The sequence below is a fragment of the Frigoribacterium faeni genome (genome assembly GCF_011761235.1).
In the GTDB taxonomy this organism is placed as follows: domain Bacteria; phylum Actinomycetota; class Actinomycetes; order Actinomycetales; family Microbacteriaceae; genus Frigoribacterium; species Frigoribacterium faeni_A.
This window is the reverse complement of sequence record NZ_JAAOYW010000001.1, coordinates 1159909-1184986: the sequence shown is the minus strand read 5'-3', so window position 1 is coordinate 1184986 and position 25078 is coordinate 1159909. Positions and strand designations below refer to the sequence as shown.

At 69.9% G+C, this 25078-nt stretch carries 33 protein-coding genes; 14 read left to right on the top strand and 19 right to left on the bottom strand.

Going from position 1 to position 25078, the window contains the following annotated elements; translation table 11 throughout:
* Positions 1-95 precede the first annotated feature (95 nt).
* Positions 96-1058 (top strand): LacI family DNA-binding transcriptional regulator, encoded by a 963-nt coding sequence (locus FHR78_RS05540; RefSeq protein WP_166759437.1) that lies wholly within the window; start codon positions 96-98, stop codon positions 1056-1058.
* Positions 1059-1214: 156 nt separating this feature from the next.
* Here the strand turns inward: FHR78_RS05540 and FHR78_RS05535 are convergent, their stop codons facing one another.
* Together FHR78_RS05535 and FHR78_RS05530 are read right to left on the bottom strand one after the other, a co-directional pair.
* Positions 1215-2159 carry a hypothetical protein gene (locus FHR78_RS05535; protein WP_166759436.1) on the bottom strand — a complete coding sequence of 315 codons (945 nt, stop codon included), beginning with the start codon at positions 2157-2159 and terminating at the stop codon, positions 1215-1217.
* Complete coding sequence (locus FHR78_RS05530) at positions 2156-3034, bottom strand: SDR family NAD(P)-dependent oxidoreductase (RefSeq protein WP_166759435.1); 879 nt, start codon at positions 3032-3034, stop codon at positions 2156-2158. Before FHR78_RS05530 ends, FHR78_RS05535 begins: the two co-directional genes overlap by 4 nt.
* A gap of 51 nt (positions 3035-3085) precedes the next feature.
* Here FHR78_RS05530 and FHR78_RS05525 point away from each other — a divergent pair, with 51 nt between their 5' ends.
* On the top strand, positions 3086-3712 hold the full coding sequence (locus FHR78_RS05525; protein ID WP_166759434.1) for a TetR/AcrR family transcriptional regulator: 627 nt from the start codon (positions 3086-3088) through the stop codon (positions 3710-3712).
* A 95-nt stretch (positions 3713-3807) separates the two neighbouring features.
* Here the strand turns inward: FHR78_RS05525 and FHR78_RS05520 are convergent, their stop codons facing one another.
* From FHR78_RS05520 to FHR78_RS05510, 3 genes are read right to left on the bottom strand one after another with little or no spacing between them, the layout of a single operon-like run.
* Positions 3808-4014 (bottom strand): tautomerase family protein, encoded by a 207-nt coding sequence (locus FHR78_RS05520; RefSeq protein ID WP_166759433.1) that lies wholly within the window; start codon positions 4012-4014, stop codon positions 3808-3810.
* A gap of 38 nt (positions 4015-4052) precedes the next feature.
* Entirely contained in the window at positions 4053-4955 is a 903-nt protein-coding gene (locus FHR78_RS05515; RefSeq protein WP_166759432.1) for an SDR family oxidoreductase, read from the bottom strand.
* The gene (locus FHR78_RS05510; protein WP_166759431.1) at positions 4955-5695 is read right to left on the bottom strand and encodes an SDR family oxidoreductase; all 741 of its coding nucleotides are present in this window, start codon (positions 5693-5695) and stop codon (positions 4955-4957) included. The genes FHR78_RS05515 and FHR78_RS05510 overlap by 1 nt, the downstream gene beginning before the upstream one ends.
* A gap of 95 nt (positions 5696-5790) precedes the next feature.
* Here FHR78_RS05510 and FHR78_RS05505 point away from each other — a divergent pair, with 95 nt between their 5' ends.
* Complete coding sequence (locus FHR78_RS05505) at positions 5791-6507, top strand: TetR/AcrR family transcriptional regulator (protein ID WP_166759430.1); 717 nt, start codon at positions 5791-5793, stop codon at positions 6505-6507.
* Complete coding sequence (locus tag FHR78_RS15065; RefSeq protein WP_166759429.1) at positions 6504-7004, top strand: VanZ family protein; 501 nt, start codon at positions 6504-6506, stop codon at positions 7002-7004. The genes FHR78_RS05505 and FHR78_RS15065 overlap by 4 nt, the downstream gene beginning before the upstream one ends.
* A 233-nt stretch (positions 7005-7237) precedes the next feature.
* On the opposite strand, the gene FHR78_RS05495 is transcribed toward FHR78_RS15065, so the two are convergent.
* A complete protein-coding gene (locus FHR78_RS05495) occupies positions 7238-8038 on the bottom strand; it encodes an alpha/beta hydrolase (RefSeq protein ID WP_166759428.1) in 801 nt (266 codons plus the stop codon).
* A gap of 368 nt (positions 8039-8406) precedes the next feature.
* On the opposite strand from FHR78_RS05495, the gene FHR78_RS05490 reads away from it, so the two are divergent.
* Positions 8407-8874: a hypothetical protein gene (locus tag FHR78_RS05490; protein WP_166759427.1), complete on the top strand. Its 468-nt coding sequence runs from the start codon at positions 8407-8409 to the stop codon at positions 8872-8874.
* A 79-nt stretch (positions 8875-8953) separates the two neighbouring features.
* On the opposite strand, the gene FHR78_RS05485 is transcribed toward FHR78_RS05490, so the two are convergent.
* On the bottom strand, positions 8954-9835 hold the full coding sequence (locus tag FHR78_RS05485) for an NAD-dependent epimerase/dehydratase family protein (protein ID WP_166759426.1): 882 nt from the start codon (positions 9833-9835) through the stop codon (positions 8954-8956).
* Between the two features lie 99 nt (positions 9836-9934).
* On the opposite strand from FHR78_RS05485, the gene FHR78_RS05480 reads away from it, so the two are divergent.
* Positions 9935-10513, top strand: coding sequence for a TetR/AcrR family transcriptional regulator (locus tag FHR78_RS05480; RefSeq protein WP_166759425.1), 579 nt, complete (start codon positions 9935-9937; stop codon positions 10511-10513).
* 166 nt (positions 10514-10679) lie between these two features.
* Here FHR78_RS05480 and FHR78_RS05475 read toward each other — a convergent pair whose 3' ends face one another.
* The gene (locus tag FHR78_RS05475) at positions 10680-11444 is read right to left on the bottom strand and encodes an SDR family NAD(P)-dependent oxidoreductase (RefSeq protein WP_166759424.1); all 765 of its coding nucleotides are present in this window, start codon (positions 11442-11444) and stop codon (positions 10680-10682) included.
* Positions 11445-11561: 117 nt separating this feature from the next.
* Positions 11562-12341 (bottom strand): oxidoreductase, encoded by a 780-nt coding sequence (locus FHR78_RS05470; protein ID WP_166759735.1) that lies wholly within the window; start codon positions 12339-12341, stop codon positions 11562-11564.
* Between the two features lie 55 nt (positions 12342-12396).
* On the opposite strand from FHR78_RS05470, the gene FHR78_RS05465 reads away from it, so the two are divergent.
* Both FHR78_RS05465 and FHR78_RS05460 read left to right on the top strand, forming a co-directional pair.
* Positions 12397-12993, top strand: a complete 597-nt coding sequence (locus FHR78_RS05465; RefSeq protein ID WP_166759423.1) for a TetR/AcrR family transcriptional regulator — start codon at positions 12397-12399, stop codon at positions 12991-12993.
* 248 nt (positions 12994-13241) lie between these two features.
* Complete coding sequence (locus FHR78_RS05460) at positions 13242-14144, top strand: alpha/beta hydrolase fold domain-containing protein (protein WP_166759422.1); 903 nt, start codon at positions 13242-13244, stop codon at positions 14142-14144.
* A 308-nt stretch (positions 14145-14452) separates the two neighbouring features.
* Here FHR78_RS05460 and FHR78_RS05455 read toward each other — a convergent pair whose 3' ends face one another.
* Positions 14453-15052 (bottom strand): TetR family transcriptional regulator, encoded by a 600-nt coding sequence (locus tag FHR78_RS05455; RefSeq protein WP_166759421.1) that lies wholly within the window; start codon positions 15050-15052, stop codon positions 14453-14455.
* A 77-nt stretch (positions 15053-15129) separates the two neighbouring features.
* On the opposite strand from FHR78_RS05455, the gene FHR78_RS05450 reads away from it, so the two are divergent.
* The 3 genes from FHR78_RS05450 to FHR78_RS05440 all read left to right on the top strand — a co-directional run bounded on the left by FHR78_RS05450 (position 15130) and on the right by FHR78_RS05440 (position 17494).
* Positions 15130-15873 carry an SDR family NAD(P)-dependent oxidoreductase gene (locus FHR78_RS05450; RefSeq protein WP_166759420.1) on the top strand — a complete coding sequence of 248 codons (744 nt, stop codon included), beginning with the start codon at positions 15130-15132 and terminating at the stop codon, positions 15871-15873.
* 734 nt (positions 15874-16607) lie between these two features.
* A complete protein-coding gene (locus tag FHR78_RS14825; protein ID WP_208392760.1) occupies positions 16608-16835 on the top strand; it encodes a hypothetical protein in 228 nt (75 codons plus the stop codon).
* Positions 16836-16945: 110 nt separating this feature from the next.
* On the top strand, positions 16946-17494 hold the full coding sequence (locus FHR78_RS05440; RefSeq protein WP_166759419.1) for a hypothetical protein: 549 nt from the start codon (positions 16946-16948) through the stop codon (positions 17492-17494).
* 90 nt (positions 17495-17584) lie between these two features.
* On the opposite strand, the gene FHR78_RS05435 is transcribed toward FHR78_RS05440, so the two are convergent.
* The 3 genes from FHR78_RS05435 to FHR78_RS05425 form a co-directional block, all read right to left on the bottom strand.
* Positions 17585-18247, bottom strand: a complete 663-nt coding sequence (locus FHR78_RS05435) for a TetR/AcrR family transcriptional regulator (protein WP_166759418.1) — start codon at positions 18245-18247, stop codon at positions 17585-17587.
* A gap of 96 nt (positions 18248-18343) precedes the next feature.
* Positions 18344-19840, bottom strand: coding sequence for an amidase (locus FHR78_RS05430; protein WP_166759417.1), 1497 nt, complete (start codon positions 19838-19840; stop codon positions 18344-18346).
* Between the two features lie 211 nt (positions 19841-20051).
* Complete coding sequence (locus FHR78_RS05425; protein ID WP_166759416.1) at positions 20052-20453, bottom strand: hypothetical protein; 402 nt, start codon at positions 20451-20453, stop codon at positions 20052-20054.
* A 48-nt stretch (positions 20454-20501) separates the two neighbouring features.
* Here FHR78_RS05425 and FHR78_RS05420 point away from each other — a divergent pair, with 48 nt between their 5' ends.
* Entirely contained in the window at positions 20502-20933 is a 432-nt protein-coding gene (locus FHR78_RS05420) for a VOC family protein (RefSeq protein ID WP_208392759.1), read from the top strand.
* Between the two features lie 29 nt (positions 20934-20962).
* Here FHR78_RS05420 and FHR78_RS05415 read toward each other — a convergent pair whose 3' ends face one another.
* The 4 genes from FHR78_RS05415 to FHR78_RS05400 form a co-directional block, all read right to left on the bottom strand.
* Positions 20963-21169, bottom strand: coding sequence for a hypothetical protein (locus FHR78_RS05415; protein WP_166759414.1), 207 nt, complete (start codon positions 21167-21169; stop codon positions 20963-20965).
* Between the two features lie 116 nt (positions 21170-21285).
* Complete coding sequence (locus FHR78_RS05410) at positions 21286-21459, bottom strand: hypothetical protein (protein WP_166759413.1); 174 nt, start codon at positions 21457-21459, stop codon at positions 21286-21288.
* Positions 21460-21569: 110 nt separating this feature from the next.
* Entirely contained in the window at positions 21570-22151 is a 582-nt protein-coding gene (locus FHR78_RS05405) for a TetR family transcriptional regulator (protein ID WP_166759412.1), read from the bottom strand.
* Complete coding sequence (locus FHR78_RS05400) at positions 22148-22741, bottom strand: sugar O-acetyltransferase (RefSeq protein WP_166759411.1); 594 nt, start codon at positions 22739-22741, stop codon at positions 22148-22150. The genes FHR78_RS05405 and FHR78_RS05400 overlap by 4 nt, the downstream gene beginning before the upstream one ends.
* Positions 22742-22765: 24 nt before the next feature.
* Between FHR78_RS05400 and FHR78_RS05395 the strand changes: the two genes are divergently transcribed.
* Entirely contained in the window at positions 22766-23353 is a 588-nt protein-coding gene (locus FHR78_RS05395) for a DUF1349 domain-containing protein (RefSeq protein WP_166759410.1), read from the top strand.
* A 57-nt stretch (positions 23354-23410) separates the two neighbouring features.
* Here the strand turns inward: FHR78_RS05395 and FHR78_RS05390 are convergent, their stop codons facing one another.
* Positions 23411-24169, bottom strand: coding sequence for an SDR family NAD(P)-dependent oxidoreductase (locus FHR78_RS05390; RefSeq protein ID WP_347878061.1), 759 nt, complete (start codon positions 24167-24169; stop codon positions 23411-23413).
* Between the two features lie 133 nt (positions 24170-24302).
* On the opposite strand from FHR78_RS05390, the gene FHR78_RS05385 reads away from it, so the two are divergent.
* On the top strand, positions 24303-24773 hold the full coding sequence (locus FHR78_RS05385) for a MarR family winged helix-turn-helix transcriptional regulator (RefSeq protein ID WP_166759408.1): 471 nt from the start codon (positions 24303-24305) through the stop codon (positions 24771-24773).
* 26 nt (positions 24774-24799) lie between these two features.
* Here FHR78_RS05385 and FHR78_RS05380 read toward each other — a convergent pair whose 3' ends face one another.
* Positions 24800-24940 (bottom strand): hypothetical protein, encoded by a 141-nt coding sequence (locus FHR78_RS05380; protein ID WP_166759407.1) that lies wholly within the window; start codon positions 24938-24940, stop codon positions 24800-24802.
* Positions 24941-25078 lie beyond the last annotated feature (138 nt).

The following is a 25078-nucleotide window of genomic DNA, read 5'->3' as shown; positions in this document are numbered from 1 at the left end:
GGGGCAGGTCGACCACCGCGTGTAACGATCGTGTGAAACGTCGTCCGGCCGTGCCCCTAGGCTCGCTGCAGGCACGACGACGGAGGGGACGCACCATGTCGACACTGGCCGACGTCGCCGCCCTCGCGGGGGTCTCCAAGGCGACCGCCTCCCGGGCCCTCAGCCGTCCCGAGCTCGTGCTGCCCGACACGTCGGCCCGGGTGCTGGCCGCCGCCCGGCAGCTCGGCTTCGTCGCGAACCGCGCCGCGCGCCAGCTCGCGCGGGGACGCAGCGGGCTCGTCGCCCTTGTCGTGCCGACGCTCGACAACGCCTACTTCACGCCCGTGATCGCCGGGGCGCAGGCCCTGGCCGGCGAGCACGACGTGCAGCTCACGGTGGCCGTGCACCCGTTGGCCCACGCCGACGAGCTCGTCGCCTTCGAGCGGCTCTCGGCCCAGGTCGACGGGTTCATCGTGGTGGCGCCCCGCGGGCCCGACGAGGTCGTCGCGGCCGCCGCCTCCTCGAAGCCGACGGTGCTCGTCGACCGTGAGGTCGCCGGCATCGCGTCGGTCGTCGCCGACACGGCCGCGGCCTTCGGCTCGCTCGTGTCGCGCCTCGTCGACGAGGGCCACGAGCGGGTCGTCTACGTCGGAGGCCCCGAGGGGTCGTGGCAGGACGCGCAGCGCATCGAGGCCGTCAGCCGTGCCGCCCACGGCCGTGCGGAGCTGGTGCGGCTGGGGCCCTTCCCGTCGACGTTCGCGGCGGGGGTGTCCGTGCTGCCCGCCGTGCTCGACGCGCGGGCGACCGCCGTCGTCCCGTACGCGACCGCGATCGGGCTGGGGCTGATGTTCGCGCTGGGGAGCCGTCCCGCCTCCTCGCGTGTCGTCGTCAGCTCGGAGCGCATGGTCGTCGACTCGCTCGGTCTCGTCGACGTCCCGGCGATCGACGTCGACGGCGACGAGCTCGGCCGCGCCGCGACCAGCATGCTGCTCGACATGGTCGAGGGCCGAGGAGGCGCGGGTGCGGAGGCCCCGCAGCGTCGCCTCCCCGTCCCCGTGCGCTGGCCCGGCGTGGCCTGAGCCGCGCGCCGGGTCCGGCTGCCGCGGTGACCCGGGCCCGGTCGGGTACGACGAGGACACGTCCTGACAGCCGAGCCCTGGTGAGAAGGGAGGGCCCTCGTCGAGTGCGACGTTGATCCTGTCGACATCGGCGCGCCGTTCTCCTGGGCTCTGGTGCTACATGTGCGGGTGACGTCGGCCTGTGGCGATGGTCAGGACGCTGATGCCAGCCAGGGCGATGGTGACCCCGACCGCGGCGATCGTCAGACCGTCGGGGTCGATGACCGATCGTCCACGCAGCGCCTGCCACAGGGCGATCGCGGTGACAGCAGCGTACGTCGCTCCGGCCACGACGACGATGCGGAGCCGATCAGCTTCACGGAGTGTCCGGGGGAGTGCGATCGCGAGGATCGGCAGGACCTGTAGTGCGTGCATGCCGATGAAGTGCGACACGCGCAGATCTCCGTGAGCGGTGTTCCAGCCGAGGAAGAAGATGCCGCCGGTCGCGTCGTCGCCGCCGACGGAGTGGGAGCCGTAGGTCGACGATGTCGGGTCGGCTAGCTGGGCCGCGGTGGGGATCACCATGAGGAAGCCCACGGACAGGCCGACCAGGGCGATGATCAGTCCGAGCCTCAGGGACCACGCCAGCGCCCTGTCCTCGATCCGGGAGAACACGGCCAGAAAGGCTCCGATGACCAGTGTCGCGCAGTACATGAGAGTGACCCCACCGGCCATGAGCTGGTAGAAGAGCTGGTTCGTCGGAGTCGAGACGTTGAAGTGGCTTCCCACGCCGCGGATCACTTGGATCGAGATGACGACGATCTCCAGGAGGGACGCGGCTGCGCCGATGGTTCCGGCCCACCGACCTATCCGACGCAGGACGGGCCGCTGCACCATCGAGAGCATCCACGCGAGGGTGATCGCGTAGAGCGCGAGGGAGATCGAGAACTTGAGAGGTTTGGCCCAGATCGGGTCTCCTGCCGATGTCCGCGGATCGAGGATCAGCCCGACGAGGCACACCACAGCCCAGAGGCACATCACTGTGGTGAAGGCGACGAGCGGGCGGTGCCATCCGCGTACGCCGGACCAGAGTGCGCGGGGACGGTCCTGGACGAGGCTCACGGGTGGGTACCCGCTGCCGTCATCCGCTCGGAGATGGACCAGAGTCTCGCTGCGGTCTCCGGGTTCCGTGCCTGCTTCGACTGGCTGATCACCTCGGCCCCGCCTCGCATGTGCATCATCCGCTGCGGTCCGACGAAGGTGCCGCCGGGGAGGTCGGCGGAGGCGGCGAGCAGCGACGGCAGCGCACCGTCTTCCGGCTCCTGCCCCAAGATCGGGACGAGCCGGTCCCAGAGGTTGGGGCGCTGACCGGCCGGCCGCTCGTAGATGGCTGTCTTGACCAACCCCGGGTGGGCGGCCAGCGCCCGCACTCGAGAGCCCGACGTCTGCAGCCGCCGGTCCAGCTCCGACGTGAACAGCAGGTTGGCGAGTTTGGAGTCCGCGTACGCCCGGCTCGCATGGTACGGGCGTCGATGCCAATCGAGGTCGTCCAGGTCGAGTCGAGCCATGCGTTCCGCCTGGGAAGCTACGGTGACGACGCGGTCGGTGATGTGCGGCAGGAGCAGCGTCGTCAGGAGGAAGTGCCCCAGGTGGTTCGTGCCGAACTGGAGCTCGTGACCGTCGGCCGTCCGCTGCAGGTCCTTCGACTCGACGCCTGCGTTGTTGACGAGGACGGCGATGGGTTCGTCGATCCGGTCTGCGAAGTCCGGCACCGTCTCGAGCCGCGCGAGGTCGAGTGGCAGGACGCGGTGCATCCCCGGAGCGCCGGGGAGGGTCGCTGCCACGGCTCGCCCCTTCTCCTGGTTCCGGACGGCGAGGATGATGCGTGATCCGGACTCGGCCAGGGCGATCGCGGTCGCTCGGCCGATGCCGCTGGTGCCGCCGGTGATGATGACGGTCTCGTTGGTCGGTGCTTTGCCTGCTCTGGTGTCGTCCATGCCCCCAATGTAGACAGTGGCCACATTGTTGTCAACGTCTACACTGACGGGATGGCACAGCAGGCACGCTCCTATCACCATGGATCGCTGCGTGAGGAGCTGGTGCGAGAAGGGCGCGCGCTCCTGATCGAGGAGGGGCAACAGGCGGTGACGGTGCGGGAGCTCGCGCGCCGCGTCGGCGTCAGCCATGGTGCGCCGCTCCGTCACTTCCGTGACCGAGATGCCGTCCTCGCCGCGATCGCCGCGGACGGCTTCGACGAGCTGCATCGCTATCTCGAGGCTGCGCGGCAGATGGGCACCCTCGAGCGCCGGCTCACGGAGTACATCCGCGCTCATGCTCGCTTCGCGCAGCGCAACGGCCCCCTGATGCAGCTGATGTTCGCGTCGACCGACGACGGTACGGATGCAGCGCGCGACCCCGGGGCGCAGTCTTCGGCCGAGCGCTTCTTCGCACTGGGCGCAGAGTTGCTCGGAGAGCGCAGTCCGGAGTCGATGGGTCCGATGCCGTTCCTGGTCGCGGCGACGACGGAAGGCATCAGTGCGTTGACGGCCACCGGCCGGCTCCCCGAGGATCGCGTGGACGAAGTCGTCGTCGCGGCGGTGCGGGCGCTCCTGCCGCAGATCGAACAGCAGCTCGGCACAGCCGCCCAGGGGCCGGTCACTGCCCCCGACGGGTGAACCGGGACCCGCGCGCTCGAGTCGCGGCAGGCCCGGTGCCGCGATCGCGATGAGGGGCCCGGTCGCCCGGGCCCCTCATCCTGTGACATGCGGTACTAGACGCGGCCGAGCATCGCTTCGTCGAGGATGGTGCCGCCGAGCATCCAGCCGCCGTCGGCGACCTCGTCGAGGATGACGAGGGTCGTCGGGCGTGCTCGTTCTCCGTAGACGTCGACGATGGCGTCCGTGACGGCGTCCTGCAGCTTCTTCTTGGACTCGGCGGTGAGGGTGTCCGCGGGGACCTTGAGGTTGGCGAAGGGCATGGTGGTTCCTTTCGGTGGTGGCCCGGACGTTCCGGGGGTCAGAGGGCGGCGTTCGAGGGCAAAAGGTCCTCGATGCCGACGCGGCGGTAGAACTCGGCACGGACGCGGTCGGCGACCGCGGACACGACTTCGCTGCCGTCGCGGGACGGGTCGACGTGTGACCGGAACGGGCGCGTCCCCCGGGGCAGGCCGACCAGGCGCACGATCTCGTCGGCGACGTCCTGCACGTCGGCCTCGGGCGGCACGATCGCGGCGAGGCGATCGGTCAGCTCGCGGCGGAGCGCACCGTACTCGGCGTCGTGGTCGGTCACCCGCGCCTCGTCCGCCGGGGTGGAGGCGTTGGTGAAGTGGTTCGTGCCCGAGGTGAACGCTCCGGGGACGACGATCGAGCCGTCGATGCCGAAGCGGATCGTCTCGGCCGCGTAGCTCTCGGCGAGAGCGTCCATGCCGGCCTTGGCGGCGAAGTACGGAGCGAGGAACGGAGGGTGCCCGCCGCGGGTCGAGGAGCTGCCCACCCACACGACGAAGCCAGAGCGCTGGGAGCGCATGTGCGGCAAGACGGCGCGGGCTACCCGGTGGCCGCCGACCACGTTGACGTCGTACAGATGCGCGAACTGTTCCGGCGTGAAAGCCTCGGCGGCGCCGAAGGCCATGTGGCCGGCGTTCTGCACGACGACGTCGATGCGGCCGTACGCCCTGATGACGGTGTCGACCGCAGCGTCCACGGATTCCTGCGACTGGACGTCGAGCTCGACGGCGCCGAGCGTCAGCCCCTCACGAGAGGCGAGGTCGGCCAGGGCGTCGCGATGAGCCGCGTTCCTCCCGTGGGCGGCGCGCATGCCCGCCGCGACGACGTGGCCCGCGCGTGCCAGCGACTCTGCCGTGAGTCGACCGAATCCTGTGGAGGCACCGGTGACGAGGATGACCAGTGGCCCTGTCATCAGACCATGCCACCGTTGACACGGATGGTCTGGCCGTTCACCCAGCGCCCGTCCGGCCCGGCGAGGAACGCCACCACGCCGGCGATGTCCTCCGGGGTGCCGAGGCGCTCGAGCGGCGGGACCTTGGCCAGGGCGTCGATCTGCTCCTGCGTCTTGCCGTCGAGGAACAGCTCCGTCGCGGTCGGGCCCGGAGCGACCACGTTCACCGTGACGTCCCGGCCACGGAGCTCCTTCGCGAGGATCAGCGCCATTCCCTCGACCGCGCTCTTGCTCGCGACGTAGGCGCCGTAGGTGGGGAACTGCGTTCCGACGACGGAGGTCGACATGCCGACGAAGGCACCCCCGGAGCGCAGTCGACGTGCTGCCTGCTGTGCGACGACGAAGGTGCCGCGGACGTTCGTCCTGTGCAGGTCGTCGAGGGCGTCGAGGTCCTGCTCGGCGATGGTCGACAAGCCGAGGCGTCCGGCCGAGTGCACCACGACGTCGACGCCCCCGAAGTCGTTCGCGACCCTGTCGAAGATCGCCGCCACGGCGTGCTCGTCGGCGACGTCGGCCTGCATGGCGACGGCATGGCCGCCGACGCTCTCGATCTCGTCGATGGTCGCGGCGGCCGCGGCGCCCCCGCTGGCTGATGCGACGACGACGGTGAACCCGTCGCGGGAGAGTCGGGTAGAGATGGCGCGGCCGATGCCGCGGGAGCCACCCGTGACGACGGCGACGCGCTGGGGATCGGTGCTCATGATGTGCCTTTCGTTGCTATTGGTTGACGGTTTCGTCGATACGCAAGAACTATCACAGATACGACAAGCGATAGCAAGTGCTCTAGGCTGGGGGCATGACCCGATCCGACGACGACCTCCGGAGCGCGCTGCTCGCGGCGGCCGAGGAACAACTGGTCGCCGCGTCCGACGGCGAGATCGCCACGCGAGCGGTCTGTGAGGCCGTCGGTGTGACCCAGCCGGTGCTGTATCGGGTGTTCGGCGACAAGCGGGGACTACTCGACGCCCTGGCCGAGACGGGCCTGCAGCGCTACGCCGCCCGCAAGGCCGAGCTCGAGGCCACCGACGACCCGGCGGCGGACCTGCGCCGCGGCTGGGGTGATCACCTCGATTTCGCGAGGGAGAACCCCGCCCTCTATCGCCTGATGTTCGCGCCGCGACCCTGGGCGGGCGGTCGCGCAGCGGACGGTGTGAGGGCGCTGCTCGAGCGGACGCTCTCTCGGTGCGCGGCCGCGGGGCTACTCCGTCTCGAGATCGACGTCGCATCGGGGATGATCTTGGCGGCCAACGTCGGGCTCGCCCTCGACGAGATGACGACCGTGCGTACCGCGCCACAGGCGAATGCGGTCGCCGACGCGCTCCGCGACGCCGTCCTCGGTGCCGTCCTCGTCGCGGGTTCCCCGCCGGCGTCGTTCGACGCCGCCACAGCCGCCCGGCGGCAGCTCCGTGCGCAGCTCGCCGAGGGCGGGCCTGGCGCCCTCCTCCCCGAGGAGTCCGCGCTCATGAACGTCTGGCTCACGCGCCTCGACCGAGAAAGCGACGGCCCCCGGTGATCTCCACGTTCCTCGTCGAACACGCGCCCCTCGTCCGCATCGGCTTCTGGGTCGCCGTCGCGGCCGCCACCCTGCTCGCCTGGGTCCTGCACCGGCTCCGGCTCCGGCGTGTCCTCCTCGGCCTCTCGGCTGTCGCAGTCGTCGCGGTGCTCGTCCTGACCCTGCTGCCCGACGGGGCTCGGCCCGGCGGTGTCACCTGCACCGTGCAGTTCAGCGTCCCGTTCCAGGGCATCGACACGCTCGCCAACGTCGCGATGCTGCTGCCGCTCGTGCTCTTCCTCGGGACGGCGACGAGCCGGCCGCTCGCGGTCCTCACCGGTGCGGTCGCCCTCTCCGCCGTCATCGAAGTCGTACAGGCCCTTGCGCCCGTCCTCGGTCGCCGGTGCGACACGAACGACTGGTTCATGAACACCGTAGGGGCGGTCCTGGGCGCGGTCATCGCTCTTGTCATCTGCGCGCTCGAGCGGCGCCGCAGGACCATCGCGGTCTCCGGGTGAGCCACTGGCCACCAGCGGTGCACCCGACCAGTGGCCTACACGCCGACTGGCGATCTGGGCGCGATGAGCAGGGGCTCATCGGCCACGGTGAGGATGATGGTCTTTCTTCTGCAAGTGAGGGCGCTCGATGTAGGAAGGACCTAGTACGGCTCCCTATGAGTGTTCGATAGGGGATCGATGACCGGTCTCGTCGTGGTCCGGTCAGCCCGAGACAGCGGCAAGATCGGCGCACCTCAACTGTCGTGGCTCCATGCACGGATCATGGAGATCGCCGTGGCGAATTCGTCGAGGGCGGGCCTGTTCAGGAATGCGTGCCGCGTGCCAGGGAGGACGTGGTGCTCCAGGTCGATTCTCGCGGCGCCGAGTTCGGCGGCAAAGAGGTCCCCGGATGCGCGCATGTTGTCGTGCTCAGCGTTGACGACGAGAGTGCGCGGGAAGTGGCCGAGTTCATGGCCGCCAGGGAAGGCGAGGCGGTCTGTCAGCGAGCCTTTCGATCCGGCGTAGTTGCGGTTCATCACGTCCAACGCCCATGGCGCGTGAGTGACTCGGCGGTGGCGTCGAGATCGCTGACGGGGGTCTCGCGCTCGGGGATGCTTGGGGTGGAAGAAGCCGTAGACGAAGACGGCGCCTCTCGGGCAGAGGCCCTCATCCATGGCACGAAGGGTCGCGGCGGCGGCGAGGCATGCGCCGGCACTTGCTCCACCGAGAATCACCCCTTCTGGAGATCGAGCACTTACTTCGCGGTACGCCGTGAGGACATCGTCCAGTGGTAGCGGGAATCGCCCTCGCGCACGTCCCGCCCGTGATTTGACCCAGCCCAAGCCGGGTGGAGGCGCCAAGCGGTAGCCCGCGGTGGCCACAGCGAGTCCCTGCCGTGCGAGCGCCCCAGCGACGTCATGTGCTTCGGGTTGGTCCAGGCTGCCTCGGAAGAAGCCACCGCCATGCAGCCAGAGCAGGGTGGGGCCTGCGACCCTTCCCACGCCAGCTGCCGGTTCGTACCAGCGAAGGGGGACCCTTTCGTCGGGCTCGTTCATGGTCTTCGACGCGACGCGAGCGGGCTCAGTTGATCGCATGGTGTCCGGCCTCGAGCGAGTGTCGCCACTGCACGGAATGAGCTCGCGTGGTGCTGTTAGTCATGGGACTAGTGGACCAGGTCGGTGCGCCGGTGTCGTCCTCCGCGAGAAGCATCCGAGCCTGTCAGAAGCGTCCGATAGGGGATCGGTGATGGGGGCGGGTGACTATTTCTGAATCGGGAGAAATACTCGGTTGCTGCCACGCTCGCTGCTGCATGTGTCAGCGTGGTGAGATGCGACTCGATCAAGTCCTCAGGCACGCGGAAGGGCTCGCTCTGGCCAAGGAACTCGCGATGCCACGGTGGCGGGGGCCCATAGAAGTCCGGGGCGTGCATCAAGAGCGTGGTGGCAGCATCTGGCAGTTCGCATTCACGCTCGGCGAGGCGACCTGTTCATGGTCGCTGCAGCGTGAAGGCGGCTCCGAGCAGTGGTTCGAGGACGGCGTGCTTCACAGCGTGGATGGGCCGGTCGAGTTCCCTTTCGAGCGGTCATTGCCGCCGGCTATCTCCATGGCCGTGCCTGAGTGCTTGCGCTGGTGGGGGCGCGCCAGGGAGAGTTTCACTCCGGTGCTCGTGCAGCGGGTTGGGGATCACTTGTTGCTCGTGACGTTCGAGCATGTCGAGGACCCTGCCTTCCGAACCACGCTGGTTGTCGACGAGCGAGACAGGATCGCCCGCCGGCGAATCGACTTCGGAGAAGTCACGGTCATCACGGGAGTCCGTCGCGTCATGCGGTGGACGAGGCTGCCGCGTCCATCCTTCAGCCCGCTCACCGGCCCCATAGCCGCCGCCTACTAGCGGGGTGGCTGTCAGACAGTCGAGCAATGGGAGCTAGGCGCCCGATAGAGGATGCCTTGCCGGGCGCCTCGCGCTGGGTCTAGGGCTGGAGGTTCTCCAGGTCGGCGAGGAGGCTGGGGTGTGCCGGCTTCCAGCCGAGCGCCTCTCGTGTGTACGCGCTCGACGACGGCTGGTCGGCTGCGAAGATCGGACCGAACGGTCCGAACGTCTCGTCCGGGACCTGCTCCACCGGCAGGCGGAGGCGACGCCCGACGACCGTCGCGATGTCGATCACGGCGTCGCCTTCGTCGGCCACGGCGTGCCAGGCGGTCCCGGCCGGAGCCTTCTCGAGCGCGAGCCTGAACAGCACCGCGGCATCACGGGCGTGCACGGCTGGCCAGCGCTGGGTACCGGTGCCGGGATAGCCGGCGACTCCGGCGGCACGGGCCGCCTGCGCGAGCAGGCCGGCGAACCCGCCCCTGCCGTCCTCGTGGACGGTGCGCGGCATCCGCACGGCGGACGAGCGGACGCCGCGTGACGACAGGGCCAGGGCAGCCTCGACCGACAGCGCCCGGCCAGCCACCGGCCCCTCGTGGGGCAGCGGGTCGGACTCGATGGACGGCCGACCGGCAGCCGACGGCGTGCCCGAGACGACGACGTACGGCTTGTCGGTGCCGACGAGGGCCTCGCCGAGGGTGCTCATTGCGGTCGCCTCTTCGGCGATGCTCAGCGTCAAGGCATCGGCGGTGCTGTAGTCGCTGCCGAAGGCCAGGCTGATGACGCCGTCCGCCTGCGCAGCGCCTTCGCGGAGCGCGTCGAGGTCAGCGAGGCCTCCCCGGATCGTCGTCGCGCCAGCCTTCTCCAGTGCTGCCGCGGAAGCCTCCGAGCGAGCCAGTCCGACGACGGTGTGGCCGTTGGCCAGCAGCTCGGCGACGACGGGGGTGCCGATGGTGCCCGTTCCTCCGGTGACGAAAACGTGCATGGGGTGCTCCTCTTGGGTCGACCGGCCCCTGATGGGACTCATGTCCCGTCACCGTAGCACCTCTGACGGGACAACTGTCGCATCACATAGGATGGCCTCATGTCCAGATGGGAACCGGGAGCGCGTGAGCGGCTCGTCGTCGCGGCCGTCGACCTGTTCGTCGAGCGCGGCTACGACGACACCACGGTGGCCCAGATCAGCGAACGGGCCGGGGTCACCAAGAGCACGTTCTTCCGTCACTTCCCCGACAAGCGCGAGCTGCTCGTCGCCGGACAGGAGAGCCTCAGCAAGCTCTTGGCGGACGGCATCACCGAAGCACCCGTCGACGCGACCCCTCTCGAGGCCGTCGCCGTCGGGCTCGAGCGCGCCTCCGCCGAGATGGGGCCGCGCAACCGCGCCCTCGGCCCCCGCTTGAAGGCAGCCGTCGCGGCAAGCAGCGAGCTGCAGGAGCGGGACGCGCTCAAGAGCGTCGGCATGGCAGCGGCGATGACCGCGGCCCTCCAGGCTCGCGGAGTCCCCGAGGCGACGGCGCACCTCGCGAGCGAGATGGGCGTGCTGGCCTTCAAGCAGGGTTACGCCCGGTGGTCGGACGGCGACGGGTCCGAGGACGCAGGGCTCGCGCCTCACGCGTTGACGGCACTCGAGGGTCTGCGCAGCGCCGCGGCATCGCTCGCCTGAACCGCTACGAAAAGCCGTTCCGGCTCGGTCTGGACGAGTCGTTCACGCACCCCCGGGACACGGCGCTCGACCTCCGTGCATGTATGGGGTCCTCGCCGCCGGAGCAGGAGTCCGAACAGATGATCGGTCATCAGGCTGGCCGTCGGGGAGTGAAACCCCGTCCTGTCTAGGCGGTGACACCTCCGTCGATGTTGATGACGCTGCCGGTGATGTAGGAGGACTGCTCGGAGGCGAGCCAGGCGACGAGGTTGCCGACCTCGTTGGGTGTGCCGTACCGGCCGAGGGTGGTGAGGGCGGACATGACGGGTGCGAAGTCGCTCGAGGCGGGGTTGCCGTCGGTGTCGATCGGGCCGGGCTGGATCACATTCACGGTGACCTTGCTGCCGGTGGCGCCCAAGTCTCGGGCGAGGCCCCGGCCGAGGGCGGTGAGCGCGGCCTTGCTCATTCCGTAGACCGTCTGGCCGGGGAACGGACTGATCTGCGCGCTGAGCGAGCTGATCAGGATGATGCGGCCCTCGTCGCTGATGTGTCGGAGCGCTTCCTGGACGGTGTACGCGGGCCCGCGGAGGTTGAGGTCGAGGGTCTTCTCGATGTGCTCGGCGCTGGCGTCTTCGAAGGCTTCGTTCCATGCGGTGGCAGCGTTCGGGACGACGATGTCGAGGCCGCCCAAGATCTCCACTGCGCGCTGGACGCTGCGGACGGCGTCTGCGGCATCGCCAGCGTCTGCGCGGATCGCTTCGGCCTGGCCGCCGGCGTTGCGGATGCCCCGGACGAGCTCGTCGGCGGCATCGGCAGAGGACCAGTAGGTGATGACGATGGACGCGCCGTCGGCAGCGAGGGCTCGGGCGATGGCCGCGCCGATGCCGCGGGATGCACCGGTGACCAGGGCGCGTCGACCGGCGAGGCGGCCGGTGGTGGAGGTGGTGTTCATCGGATGCCTTTCGCGGGGCGGTGCCCCGAAGTTCTCGTGCGGAGGGAGGCCGGAGGTGCGGGTCGAGCCCTGCACCTCCGGCCGGGAGGTCGTCGGACCGGTGAGGGTCCGGACGTGTCAGAAGGTGGGGAGTTCGCCGCCGTCGACGACGAGGTTCGCGCCGGTGACCCATTGGGCGCGGTCGGAGGCCAGGTACGCCACCGCTTCGGCGACATCGCGCGGATCGCCGGGGCGGCCGAGGGGAACGCCCGCGGTCGTCGCTTCGAGGGGCACCCCCATCGCGTCGGCGATCGTCTGACGGAGAGCGTCGGCGCCCGGGGTGAGGACGTTGCCGGGAGTGACGGTGGTGACCCGGATGCCGGCTGGGGCGAGTTCGGAGGCGAGCGCCTTGCCGTAGGCGGCGAGGGCGGCCTTCGCGGCACCGTAGTGCGCCATCGGGCCCTGCGGGGTGACTGCGGCACCGGAAGAGATGTTGACGACCGCGCTGCCGGCGCCGGCAGCGCGGAGGGCGGGCAAGAGAGCGCCGGTGAGGCGGACGGCGGAGAGGTAGTTGAGGTTGAGGGCATCGATCCATTCCTCGTCCGGGATGGACCCGATTCCGCCGAGGTGAGCGCGGGCTGCGCCAGCGTTGTTGATGATGACGTCGACACCGCCGAGGGAGTCGAGGGCGGCCGTGGCGAAAGCCTGGACGCCGTCGTTGCTGCTGACGTCACCCTGGATGAAGGTCGCACCCGCCGGGCTCTCGTCGGTGGCGGTTCGCGCGGTAGTCACGACGCTCGCGCCGCCGTCGAGGAAGCGCTGGACGATGGCTGCTCCGATGCCGCGGGAGCCGCCGGTGACGACGACGCGCTTTCGGGCAAATTCGGAAGGGTCTGGGGCTGTACTAGTTCTGAACATGCGGTCCACAATACCTGTTCTGGACCGTTTGTCCAGAACGGTGTATGATTGATCCATGGCAAGGCCGAGGAAGTTCGACGAGAGCGACGTGCTCGACGCCGCCCGTCAGCAGTTCACGGAGACCGGCTACCACGGAACTTCCGTGGATGACCTGTCGCAGGCCACCGGTTTGAGCAAGGGCAGCTTGTACGGGGCGTTCGGCGACAAGCACACCCTGTTTCAGCGCGTGTTCGACGACTACTGCGCAGGGTCTGACGCGATGGCCGCCGCCCGCATCGACGGTCCGGAGGATGAAGCGCTCCTCCGTTTGCGGGCCTGGTTGCACTCACCGGAGATCACGAGTGGTCACGGCTGCCTCCTTGCGAAGGGGACCGCTGAACTCGCCTCCGAGGATGAAGACATCGCCGCTCGTTCTCGAGCCGCGTACGACACCCTGCTCGACAGCTGCCGGCAGCTCGTGGAACAGGCGCAGCGCGCCGGACTCGTCGATCTGGAGGCGGACGCGGTGGCCCTGGGTGGCCTCATCCTGACGACGCACCGTGGTCTGGAAGCACTCGCGAAAGCCGGGGTCGACCCGGCCACCCGGAACCGTATCGCCGACGCAGCGATTGCCAGTATCTCCGTCGACGTCCTCACGGGAGATGATCGCTGACGTCGAGGCAAGGCCCGGAAGGGCGTCCCTCACCGAGATGCGTCTTGGACTGACCTACCGAGGCATCCTGAGGCGTGCAGTCGCGCAGGAGTCGTCGGTCGGCGCAGTCGGTCCGTCGTCGTCGTGCTGTCGAGACGTCTTGATTGACCTGTTCCCCTTTGTCGCCGGTGCGATCCGAGCGCGGTGACCTGCCGGTGTTTGCGACGAGGTCGCAGGCTGGTGTTCACGGTTGATCGCTACGGTGAGGCGTGGTCGTTCGCACCTTCCAGCCGCTGTTCTGGTCACTCGCGCAGCTCGGTTCCCGCATCAAGGCCAAGGCGCCTACCGGTCTGACCACCGGCGTCGAGCGCCTTCCGAATCCGACGACGGAGTACGTTCCCACACGGCATGGCACGGTGCGAGTCCTCGTGCAACGCCCGGGGCCCAGAGCGTCGAGTGCACCAGTGGTGATGCACATGCACGGCGGCGGGTTCGTGAACCGCTACCCGGAGCAGGATCTCCACATCGCCCGTCACCTCGCCGTGGAGTCCGGCCTGACGGTCGTTTTGCCCGACTACGACACAGCACCCCGGGTGCAGTACCCGGTTGCGGAGGAGCAGATGCTCGACGTCGCCCGGTGGGTACAGAACGCGGACGACCAGAACTGGGACGGTGCTGCCCTCGCGCTGTCCGGGGTCAGCGCGGGAGCGAAGCTGGCGATCAACGTGTGTCAGCAACTGCGCAGGGCCGGCCTACCCGGCCCTCAAGCCCTCGCCCTCGTCGTCCCCGTCATCGACGTCACTCGAACGGATCGGACCTCGAGCATTCGGCGCCCAGCGATCAGTCCGTTCGTGCAGCGCTTCGTCGGGTGGGCGTACTTCCCGGACGTCGCTCGTCGTCGCGAGCCCCTGGCGTCGCCCCTGTTCGATGACACCCTGGCCAGGGTGCTGCCGCCGACGCTGATCCTCACCGGCTCGAACGACACCCTCGCCCCGGAAGGCGCAGCACTCGCCGCCACGCTCCGAGCCGCGGGTACGCGCGTCGAGTACAACGAGTACCCCGGCGCTGACCACGACTTCATCGCCGGGCGCGACCGACCGGTCATCAGCGACGCACTGGATCGGATGGCCACGTTCCTGGCGACGTCCGGCGCGCGGGACGTGCCTCAGTAGCCCATTGGTCGCCGAGATCACTTTCGGAATGACTTATCGAGACAGCCGGCGGCCCGTAGCTGCGGGGGAGTGGCTAGCCTCCGTCGTCGTTCGGTGACCGATCCTCTGTCGGACACCCTTGGCTGGGTCACACGACGAAGCGACCAGGCCTTCGTCCACGCGGCGCTGTCGCGCCGCGACGGCGCAACACCCGTTGGGCAGCTCCTCAACGAAGCATTCGCCACCATCACGCGCTAAGTCGGGGGTGGGTCCAGTAGTCGACGCCCTAGCGGGAACGCGAGCGCACGGCTCTCTGATCGTGGCTTCGGCTACTTGCTGGCCGGTGTTCCTGGCCGGGCAACGATGCGTCGAGCTGTTCGGCCGGCGGCTTGTGCCCAGGGGCGGCTGGGATCGGCTTGCGCACAAGCCATCGCTCCGTCGTACAGCAGGCACAGCTCGAGTGCGCCGAGTTCTGGTTCGTCGACGTCGGCCTCACGGAGAAGTGAGGTGAAGAGCTCGCGCACCCAGGTGCGGTGCGCGAGGGTCACATCGTGCGAGGGGTGGTCGTGGCCGAACTCGGCCTCGACGTTGATGAACGGGCATCCGCGGTAGCCGGGCTCGTCGAACCACTCCCCGAGGAGGTCGAAGACGGCGACAGCCCTGTCGCCCGGTGTGGTGGCGCGCTTCGGCAACTCGGCCTCGACGTGCTCCTGCCAGGCGTCGCTCCGCCCGACGAGGTAGTTCACGACGAGGTCGTCCTTGGTGCGGAAGTGCGTGTACAAAGACGCCTTCGAGATGCCGGCGTCCTCCGTGATCTGGTCGACTCCGACCGCGTGGACGCCCCTCTCGTAGAAGAGGCGATCCGCCGACGCGACGGCCCGCTGCCTCGCGGGTCGTTTGCGGGTCTGGGGAGCAGGTGCTGTGGTCACACTTGCATTCTTACTGAACAGCTCTGTACAGTCAACGACACAAACCCGAACAGAACTGTTCAGATAAGGATGTCGTCATGACCACTGACCAGAAGATCGCCCTCGTCACCGGAGCCACCAGCGGGATCGGCCGGGCCACGGCTGAGCAGCTCGCAGCGCGAGGCCACCATGTCGTCGTCTCCGGACGGGACGCCGAGCGCGGAGACGCTGTCGTGCAGGGCATCCGCGAAGCCGGGGGGAGCGCGGACTTCGTCGCCGCCGACCTGCGTGACGAGGCTGGGGCTCGTGAGCTCGCAGCCCGCGCGACGGAGCTCGGCGGGGGCCGCGTGGACGTGCTCGTCAACAGCGCCGGCATCTTCCCGTTCGGACCGACTGCCGAGACGACCGAGCAGGGCTTCGACGACGTCGTCGGCATCAACGTGAAGGCGCCCTATTTCCTCGTCGCCGCCCTCGCTCCGGCGATGGCAGAGCGAGGTGAGGGGGCCGTGGTGAACGTGACGACGATGGTCGCGGAGTTCGGGGCGGCTGGCATGGGCATCTACGGGGCCAGCAAGGCCGCTCTGGTGCTCTTGACGAAGTCGTGGGCTGCGGAGTTCGGTCCGTCGGGGGTGCGCGTGAACGCAGTGAGCCCTGGTCCGACCCGCACCGAGGGGACGGCCGCGATGGGTGAGGCCCTCGACCAGCTTGCAGCGGCCGGCCCGGCCGGACGCCCCGGCACGGCAGCCGAGGTCGCCGAGGCGATCGTGTTCCTCGCCACGGACGCGGCCTCGTTCGTGCACGGCGCTGTCCTGCCCGTCGACGGCGGTCGCATCGCAGTCTGACCGAGACTCCTTCTCCGCTGCAAGTGAGATGTAAGGGCGCCGAGGGGCCTGCCGGACTTGCTCGGCGGGAAGGTGGGCCCGTCGGCGGGGGATGCCCGGTGGGGGATCGGTCAGCGGTCCGCATTGCGAACCTCCATGACGACGAAACGTGGCCACAGTGTTGGGAGGCCGACGGCCGTGAACCGCCGACCCGGGACGGGACGCTTCACCCTGGCATGACTCCGTGTCCGCAGAGGAGATAGTCCAGATTGCTTCTCGCGACTGCGAGCTCCGCGTCGATCCGCTCCATCTTGGTGACACTCTTGGCCTAGATTCGGCTCATGCGACCACGGACAGACTTGCCGGCCTTTCGCGTCCGGGCCGACATCCGATGGCTGCCGCGATCCGAAGGGGGACGCGACCCCGTCCCAGCAGACATCACCTACAGACCCATGGTCTGGTTTGGCTCAGGTCCCCCCGACTTTCAATCTGGAAAAGCTACGCCTGAAGGTGTTCTGCTCGGGTCCGCACGCTGTGTCTGGGCGTCCGGGCAGGGGGCTTCAGGTGCCGTCGATCTCTTTTTCGTCTCGGGTGTAGACGCCCCGCTGCACGTCGCTACAGGCGGTCAGGTCACACTCCTGGACGGTCGACATCGCGTTGCTACTGGGGTGGTCACTCGTCTCGAGAACATGCGAGAACCTCACGCAGAGCGCTTAGGCCTGCGGACTCGGTAAACGATGTGGATCATCGTGGCGATGCCCCAAGCCGAGCGCTACCGCGACGTCGCGCCCATCGACGACGAGGTGCGCCTGGTGACCGCCGACAGCATCCCCGCAGAGGCCAACTCGGCGATGCTCGACCCTGATGACCCCCGCCGACTCTGGGCCCTCAGCGAACGCCTCCTCGATCGAGGGTCACCCGTCGGGCGATCCTCCGTCGAGGTCGGCTCCCGACTGCCCTCTCGGGAGGCCACCGGCCTGTAGGCCACGTCCCGGACAGGGGTCTGGGCATCGTCCCCTCGACCGTCTATCGTGCTGTTCGACGAGGCGCCCGGCGTGATGGCGTCGCCGCGAGCGGAGGGCGAGGAGTGCTGATGGACGCTGGTCCTCAGGCCGACGGCGCTCGCCGGCCCCGGTCGGCAGCGAGCTACTTCATCCTCAGAGGAATGGTCGCCGGCGGGCTGCTGGGCGTTCCGCTCTACATCGGGATCGACGTGGGCTACCTCCTGCTCGCCTGGCACGGCAGCCTCAGTCTCGGTTCGGGGTCGACGGCGGCTTTCCTGTGGCTCATCTTCGTGGTCGACTTCGGGGTCCGCGGTCTGGTGTTCGGTTTCCTGATCGGCACGCTCACCGCGGCAGTCGCGCTCTCGACCCATCACCTCGTGCGGCGTGCGAGACACCCGACACGCGTACTGGCGGTCGGCGCCGTGGGGAGCGTCGTCTCGGGTGGCCTGGCGTGGATGCCCGCACACGCGCTGTCGACACTCGCGACGACACCTGGCGAGGCCGTCTACACCATCGGTGCCGCCATCGTCGGCGGCCTCGTGGCTGCGGCCACGGAGCACAGCTTCGGGTCGCCGGCGCGACGTGGCCGACGCCCCTCAGGATCCCGCGATCGGGTCGGCTTGCCCTCGACCCGGTAGCTGATCGACGACGGCGACCACGCTGGCTCGTCCGTCGTCGGGTGGGGGCTCGGCCGCCGACGCCCAGGGGAGCCGTCTCTCGCTAGCTGCTCACTTCGCGAGGCGGTCGAGCCAGTCGCCGAAGAGCGCGCGTTCGTTCTGCGTGAGCGCGGTGGTGTCCTCGAGCTGGTGCCTGAGCTGCATCGCGGCGCCGTCCCGGTCCCCGCGATCGACCGGCTCGGTGAAGATCGCGGCCATCGTCGCTTCGCGAGCTCGCGTGGACAACGTCATGTCGCGGGAGTCGTCAGGCATCGCGAGGAGCGTGAACACCACTCCCACCCCGGTCGCGCGCATCATGCTGACGGCGTCGGAGACGGGGACCGTCAGCAGGCCGTCCTTCGCGGCGACCTCGATCTGGGTCCTGAGGATCGCGTCGATCGCGTCGGCGGCCGGGGACGAGGTGCCCGTGCGTGGCTGGCCGTAGGCGATCGAGTACACCTGCGGGTGGAGCAGCCCCCAGTCGATGTGCATGTCCCACCCTTGACGGAGGGAATCGACGGGATCGGCGCCGGGCGTCCACCCGGTCCAGGTCGCGAGGTGTGCGGAGAAACCGTGGAGCGCGACCTGGTCGAGGAGTCCTTGCTTGTCGCCGAAGATCCGGTAGATCGTGGGCGCCTGGATGTGGAGGGCCGACGTCAACGCGCGCGTGGTCACAGCGTCGCGACCTTCGGCGTTCAGGAGGTCGTGCGCCGTGTCGAGGATGCGGATGCGCATCTCCTCAGAGCGAGTCAACGCGTGCCTTTCGTGTCGGGGGACAGCAGAGCCGGCGGGATCGTGGCTGCAGACCATGATCCCACCGGCTCAGAGGCGTCAGAGGTTCTCGATCGCCTGCCCGACCTGGAACAGGGTCGCCTCGTCGAAGTGCTTCGCGATCAGCTGGATGCCAACCGGCAGCCCGCCGACGGTGCCGCACGGGACGCTGATCGCGGGGTGGTGCGTGATGTTGAACGGGGTCGTGTTCGTCGACATCTCGATCGAGGCGCCGATCGCTGCACCGGCGCCGTGGTCCGGGTCGGGGAGCGGGCGGGCGGTCTGCGGGGTGGTCGGGGTGACCAGCACGTCGAAGCGCGCGAGCTCCGCGTCGTAGGCGGCGCGGAGGGTGCGGGCGCGGTTGACGGCCTTGGCGTAGTGGAGTCGGCCGGCCTGCTGGTCGACGTACTTCCCGACAAGGGTGAACAGGCGCACGTTGGCGGGGTGCGCATCGGCGTCGCCCTTGTGGTCGAACAGGTGCTGCATCATGTCGACCGGGTAGTGGTCGGGGCGGCCGAAGCCGAGGCCCTGGTTGCGGAGCACCGTCTCGGCCATGCCCTCGATCGCGATCGCGGTCCACAGCGCGCCTCCGAGCGAGTGCAGCGGGATGGAGACCTCCTCGACGATCGCGCCCTGCTGGCGGAGGGCCTCGACGGTGTCGCGGACCGTCTCGTCGACCTCGGCCTCGGCGTTCTCGGTGCCGAAGCCCTCGCTGAGGACTCCGATCTTCAGGCCCTCGACGCCGTCGTCGATGCGGCTCAGGTAGTCGCCGACGACGATGTCCTTCTGACGGAAGTCGATGCCGTCGGAGCCTGCGATGACGGTGAGGAGCCGGGCGTTGTCGGCGACGGTGCGGGTCATCGGGCCGACGTGGTCGAAGTAGCCGTCGAGGGTGGCGATGCCGGTGTAGGGAACCAGGCCGTACGTGGGCTTGAGGCCCACGACCCCGGACCAGGAGGCGGGCATGCGGATCGAGCCGGCCTGGTCGGCGCCGAAGGCCATGTCCGCGTCGCCGGTCACGAGGGCGACGGCGCTCCCGCTCGAGGAGCCGCCCGAGGAGTGCCCCATGCGGTGGGGGTTGTGCACGACGCCCGTCGCGGCGGTGTGGCTTCCGCCGGACATGCAGAAGTACTCGTTCGTGGTCTTGCCGACGACCTCGGCGCCGGCGTCGAGGGCACGGGTCACGACGGTCGCGTCCTCGTTCGGCACGAAGGACGCGAGCTCCTGGGAACCGTTGCGCATGGGCACACCTGCGACCAGGATGCTGTCCTTCACGCCCAGTCGGACTCCGGAGAGCAGACCTGAGTCTGCGCCCGGGATCGACGTACGGACTTCCCATGCGTGGTGCGGGTCTTCCTCGGCGGTGGGGACCGTGTAGTCGACGGCGTCGCGGCTGACGAGGACCTCGGGCTCCGGGATGGCGTCGAGGGCGTCGAGGACGCCGACCATGCCGGAGATCATCGCGGTGTACTCCTCGGGAGCCTCGGCGATGTCGGTGTAGCCGATCTGTGTCGCGAGGTCGGCGATCTGCAGCGACGTCGGCTTCTGGACGGACATGGTTGCTCCTCTGTGTCGGGGTCGCCCATTGGGCGCTAACACAGAAACGTTAGCAGGCAAGTGCCTCGCTGGCCGGTCGCGTCGTCGACGCTCTGGGACAGGGCGACCTCGAGCGCGCCGACGGAGGCGCGGTCCCTGAAGGAGGCAGCGGTGCCCGTCGCCGTGCCTGATCGCCGACCGGGCGCCGGAGTGGGCTCGGCGCTGTGGTCCCCTACGGCGTGTAGCCGCCGCCGGGGGTGAGGAGGAGCCCACCGCTGACGGACAGCGCAACGGCAAGGCCGATCGCCGATGTGGCGAGGACCGCCGCGGCTGCCACGGCCCATCGCGCGCCTGGCGCGTCGCGCCCGCGCGGCGCCACGGCCCGCAGGATGACGAGCCCGAGCAGGTGGGCGAGCACGAGCGGCACGACGCCGATCATCACGAACAGTCCCTCGGTCGAGGTGTCACCCGGAGGCGCCTTGGCCGACTCCGTCACCTGTTCCGTCGAGGCCAGGCCCAGCCACGTCCACGCGGCGCACATGACCGCCGCGCCCAGCACCGTGAGCGACCAGAAGGCGGCCACCTCGGCCCCGTGCCGCCGCTCGCTGATCCGTGACCCCGCCGCCTCCTCCATCGACTGATGCTAGGTCCCCGAGCGCCACGTGGGTGCGACGATGAGCGTGTGAACGATGCCCTGGAGCCCGCGCTCGTCCCCGAGCTGCTCGTCGCCGATCTCGATCGGAGCCTCGCATTCTGGTGTGAACTGTGCGGCTTCACCGTCGCCTGGTCACGGCCGGACGAGCGGTTCGCGTACGTGGTCCTCGGCTCGGCGCACCTCATGCTCGAGCAGGTCGGCGTCGGTCGGAACTGGGTCACCGGTCCTCTCGAGCGCCCCTGGGGGCGAGGAGTGAACTTCCAGATCGCCGTTCCCGACAGCGCCGCCCTGGCGGTCGTGTTGGCCGACGCCGGCGTGGAGCTGTTCCTGCCGCCGGAGACGAAGTGGTACCGCATCGGGGATGAGGAGGCCGGTGTGCAGCAGTTCCTCGTCCAGGACCCGGACGGCTACCTGGTCCGGTTCCAGTCGTCGACCGGGCGTCGACCGGTTGCTCGTTGAACGGATGCCCCCGGCGCCCAGCTGACCCATCACCTCCGCCCGCGCGTCCGAACGACGACGAGATCGAGGCACAGCAGCACGAGAGCGACGAGGACGAGAGCGCCTGCCGCTCCGAGGAACAGGACTCCGGAGGTGAACGTCGGCGGGGAGGCGGTGGCCGCGTAGACGAGACCGGCCGCGAGGACGAGCATGCACAGCATCGAGGAGGCGAGGCTCGCGCGACGTAGACGGCTCATCTCGCGATCGTGTCATGCGCACCATGGAGTGGCGCCCTCGATCCCCGACGTTCGACTCCTCTGAGAGTCCTACGAGGCGGGGCGTCGGGTGAGCCGGTCCTCCTGCGCGCGGACCGTCAGCGGGACGTGTCCCAGGCGAGGAAGGCCGCCCCGACGAGGACCGGGGCGAGGGAGAGCAGGGCGATGACGACGCCGCCGACGATGCTCGCCGCGCGCTTGTCCAGGGCGAGCCAGATGCCGCCGACGACGCCGAGGGCACCGACGATGACCAGGGTCAGACCGAAGGCCATGGAGTCCTCTCTGCACGGGAACGAACGGGGCCGGCAGCCCCTCCGCGAAGGTGATGCCCGGACCGGTCGAGATCAAGACTACGAGAGAGGCGCCGGCAGCCTGCCCCGCGCTACCGCTCAGGTTCGTGGTCCTGGCCGAGCACCCGCCCCACGGCCTCGACGACGAAGGCCTCGCCGGGCGGGTCGGGGTCGAGGGCGCGGTGGATCGTGAGCCCCTCGACGAGGGCGTCGAGCATGCGGGCGGTGGCGGGGTCGACGTGCTGCTCGAGGGCTGCCCGGCTCCGAGCCATCCAGGTCCGGGTGATCGTGCGGTACTCGGGGCGGCGGGCCGCGAGCGTGTAGAGCTCGTGGGTGAGCACGAGGTCGCCGTGCGTGCCGACCACGTCGTGCAGGACGGCGGCCACCACCGCTGCCTGGGCCTCCTCGGCGGTGGCGGCGTCTCGCAGCCGGTGTTCCATCCGTGCTGCGACGCGGTCGGCGAACAGGGTGAACGCCGCACGGAGCAGGTCGTCCATGCCGTCGAAGTGGTAGGTCATCGAGCCGAGGGGGACGTCTGCCGCGGACGCGACGCGGCGATGGGTGGTCCCCGCGACCCCGACGTCGGAGATGACGTCGAGGCACGCCTCGACGATGCGCTCGCGCCGGTGGGGGTCGTTGCGGCGCGGCGTCCGCCCGGCGACGGAGGTCGTCACGGTCTCGCCGAGACGTCGCGCACGACCCTCGCGGGGTTGCCGACGGCGACCACGCCGGCCGGGACGTCCCGGGTCACGACCGAGCCGGCCCCGACGACGCTGTCGTCGCCGATGGAGACGCCGGGGCAGACGATCACGCCGCCGCCGAGCCAGACGTTGTCGCCGATGGTGATCGGCCGGGCGGCCTCGAGCTTGTCCCGGCGCGGACCCGGCTCGACCGGGTGCGTCGGGGTGAGCAGCTGCACGTTCGGGCCGATCTGGCAGTCGTCGCCGATGGTGATCGCGGCGACGTCGAGGGCGGTGAGGCCGTAGTTGACGAACGTGCGGGCGCCGATGCGGATGTTCTCCCCGTAGTCGACGTACAGGGGCGGCTTGACGAAGGCGTCCGGGCCGAGCGACCCGAGCAGCTCGTCGAGCAGCGGGCGGGCCGCGGCCTCGTCCTCGACGGCGGCGCGGTGGTAGGCGTCGGCGAGCCGCACGGCCCGCTGGGCCAGGCGAGCGCTCTCGGGGTCGTCGGCGATGTACGGGTCACCGGCGAGCATCCTCTCTCGGTTGCTGCGGTCGTCTCCGGCGAAGTGGTCGGTGGTCATGTGTCCGAGCGTACGCTCGTACACATGAACGACATCGACTGGAGCTCCGGCACTTGGACGACCGCGCCCGCCCACGTGAACGTCGCCGACGACGGCATGCGCGTCACCGCCGTCGAGGGCAGCGACGCCTGGCGCACGACGTCGTACGGCTTCGTCCACGACACCGAGCACGCGCTCCTCGCCCCGCTCGCGCAGGACACCGCGGTGGAGGTGTCGTTCCGTCTCGACTTCACGGCGCAGTTCGACCAGGCGGGCGTCTTCGTCAAGGTCGACGACGCCACCTGGACCAAGGCCGGGGTCGAGCGCAGCGACGGGGAGGACAGCCTGGGCGCCGTGGTCACCCGCGGCATGTCCGACTGGTCGCTGTCGCCCGTCCCGGAGTGGCGCGGCCGGCTCGTCACGATGCGCGCCAGCCGCTCCGGCGACGCCCTGACGGTGCGTGCCCGGGTCGACGACGAGCCGTGGCGCCTGGTCCGGGTGGCGCCGCTCGACCCCGCGGCGACGGTGGCCGCGGGCCCGATGTGCTGCGCGCCGTCGCGAGAGGGCCTCACCGTGCTGTTCACCGCGTGGCGGACCGGTCCCGCCGACGCGGGCCTGCACCCCGAGGGCTGATGCGGGGGACCGGTCTGCGTGGTCCACGGCTGACGACGCCGGAGCGGTGACGGGGCGCTAGAGGGTCGTCGTCAGGACGCCTCCGTCGGCTCGCAGCGCTGCGCCGTTCGTGGCGGAGGCCAGGGGACTGGCGAGGTAGGCGCAGAGCGAGGCGATCTCGTCGGGCTCGAGGAAGCGCTCGAGCAGCGTCGTGGTGTTCCGGCCGATGACGGCATCGCGGACGGCGTCGACCGGGGCGCCCTGTGCCGCTGCGATGGCGGACACCGAGGCGGCGACCCCGTCCGACCAGGTCGGGCCTCCGAGGACGGCGTTGACGGTGACGGCCGTGCCGCGCGTCGTCTTCGCGAGGCCGTTGGACAGGGCGATCATCGCGGCCTTGGTCGCGCCGTAGTGGACCATGTCGGCCGGCACGGAGACGCCGGACTCGCTGCTCACGAACAGCACCCTGCCTCGCCCACGGTCGAGCATCCCGGGGAGCAGGGCTCGGGAGAGGCGCACGCCGCTCATGACGTTCACCTCGAAGAACCGCTGCCACGTCGCGTCGTCGATGCTCTCGAACGGGGCGAGCTCGAACGTGCCGACGTTGTTGACGAGCACGTCGACGTCGCCGAGCTCGTCGACCAGGGCGGTGACGGAGGCGCGGTCCGCGAAGTCGGCAGCGATGCCCGTGACGATCGCGCCGGGCCGGTCTGCACGCAGCCTCGCCACCGCCTCCTGCACTCGTTCCTCGGTCCGGCCGTTGAGGACCACCGAGGCCCCCTCGGCGGCGAGGGCGGCGGCGATCGCGTAGCCGATGCCGGCGGTCGAGCCGCTCACGAATGCCCTCGTGTCGTGCAGGTGCAGGTCCATGGTGCGTCCGTCCCGGAGCCGACGGCTCCATTTGCTTGCTCGAGCAACCGACGATAGGGGGAATCAGTTGCTCAGGCAAGTCATGGGATAGCATCGAGCCATGACGCTGAGCGACGACGAGACGGCCACGTGGTCGGCGCTCGCCACCGTGCTGGAGCGCCTCCCCGCAGCACTCGACGCGCAGCTGCAGCGCGACGCCGGCCTCACGCACTTCGAGTACGGCCTGCTCTACGCCCTCGACACCGCACCCGGCCGCACGCTGAAGCTCAAGACGCTTGCCGGCTACGCCAGCTGCACCCTCTCGCGCCTGTCGCGAGCCGTCACGCGGCTGGAGAAGGACTGTCTCGTCACCCGGGTCGCCGACGCCGATGACGGTCGGACGACGCTCGGGGTCCTCACGGCGGCCGGACACGACCGGGTCCAGGCGGCCGCGCCGGGTCACGAAGAGCTCGTCCGCAGGATCGTCTTCGACGCCCTCTCGCCGCGGCAGGCCCACGATCTCGGCCGGCTCAGCCGGTTGATCGCGGAGGCGGCCGGCCCGGACCGGGTCTGGGCGCCGACGCAGGGCTGAACCAGGAGGCCGACCAGGTCGGCGGACTACACGGCGTCGAAGAGCGCGAGCCCGCCGATGCCGACCACCGCGATGGCCACGGCGCCGGCGAGCGGCACCCAGTGGACGCGACGACCCGAGGGGTCGTCGTCTCGCGGATCATGGGGCTGTCGGTGCTCGTCGTCCACTGTCGTCCTCCCGGTGGGTCTCGGGCTGAACTTAATGGGCGCCCCTATGAAGGGGATCAACGGGGTCGGTCCCGCGGAACAGCTCTGGGGGGCACGACGCGGCGTCCGGTCGGACGCATCGTGCCGCGGGTCCGGTCC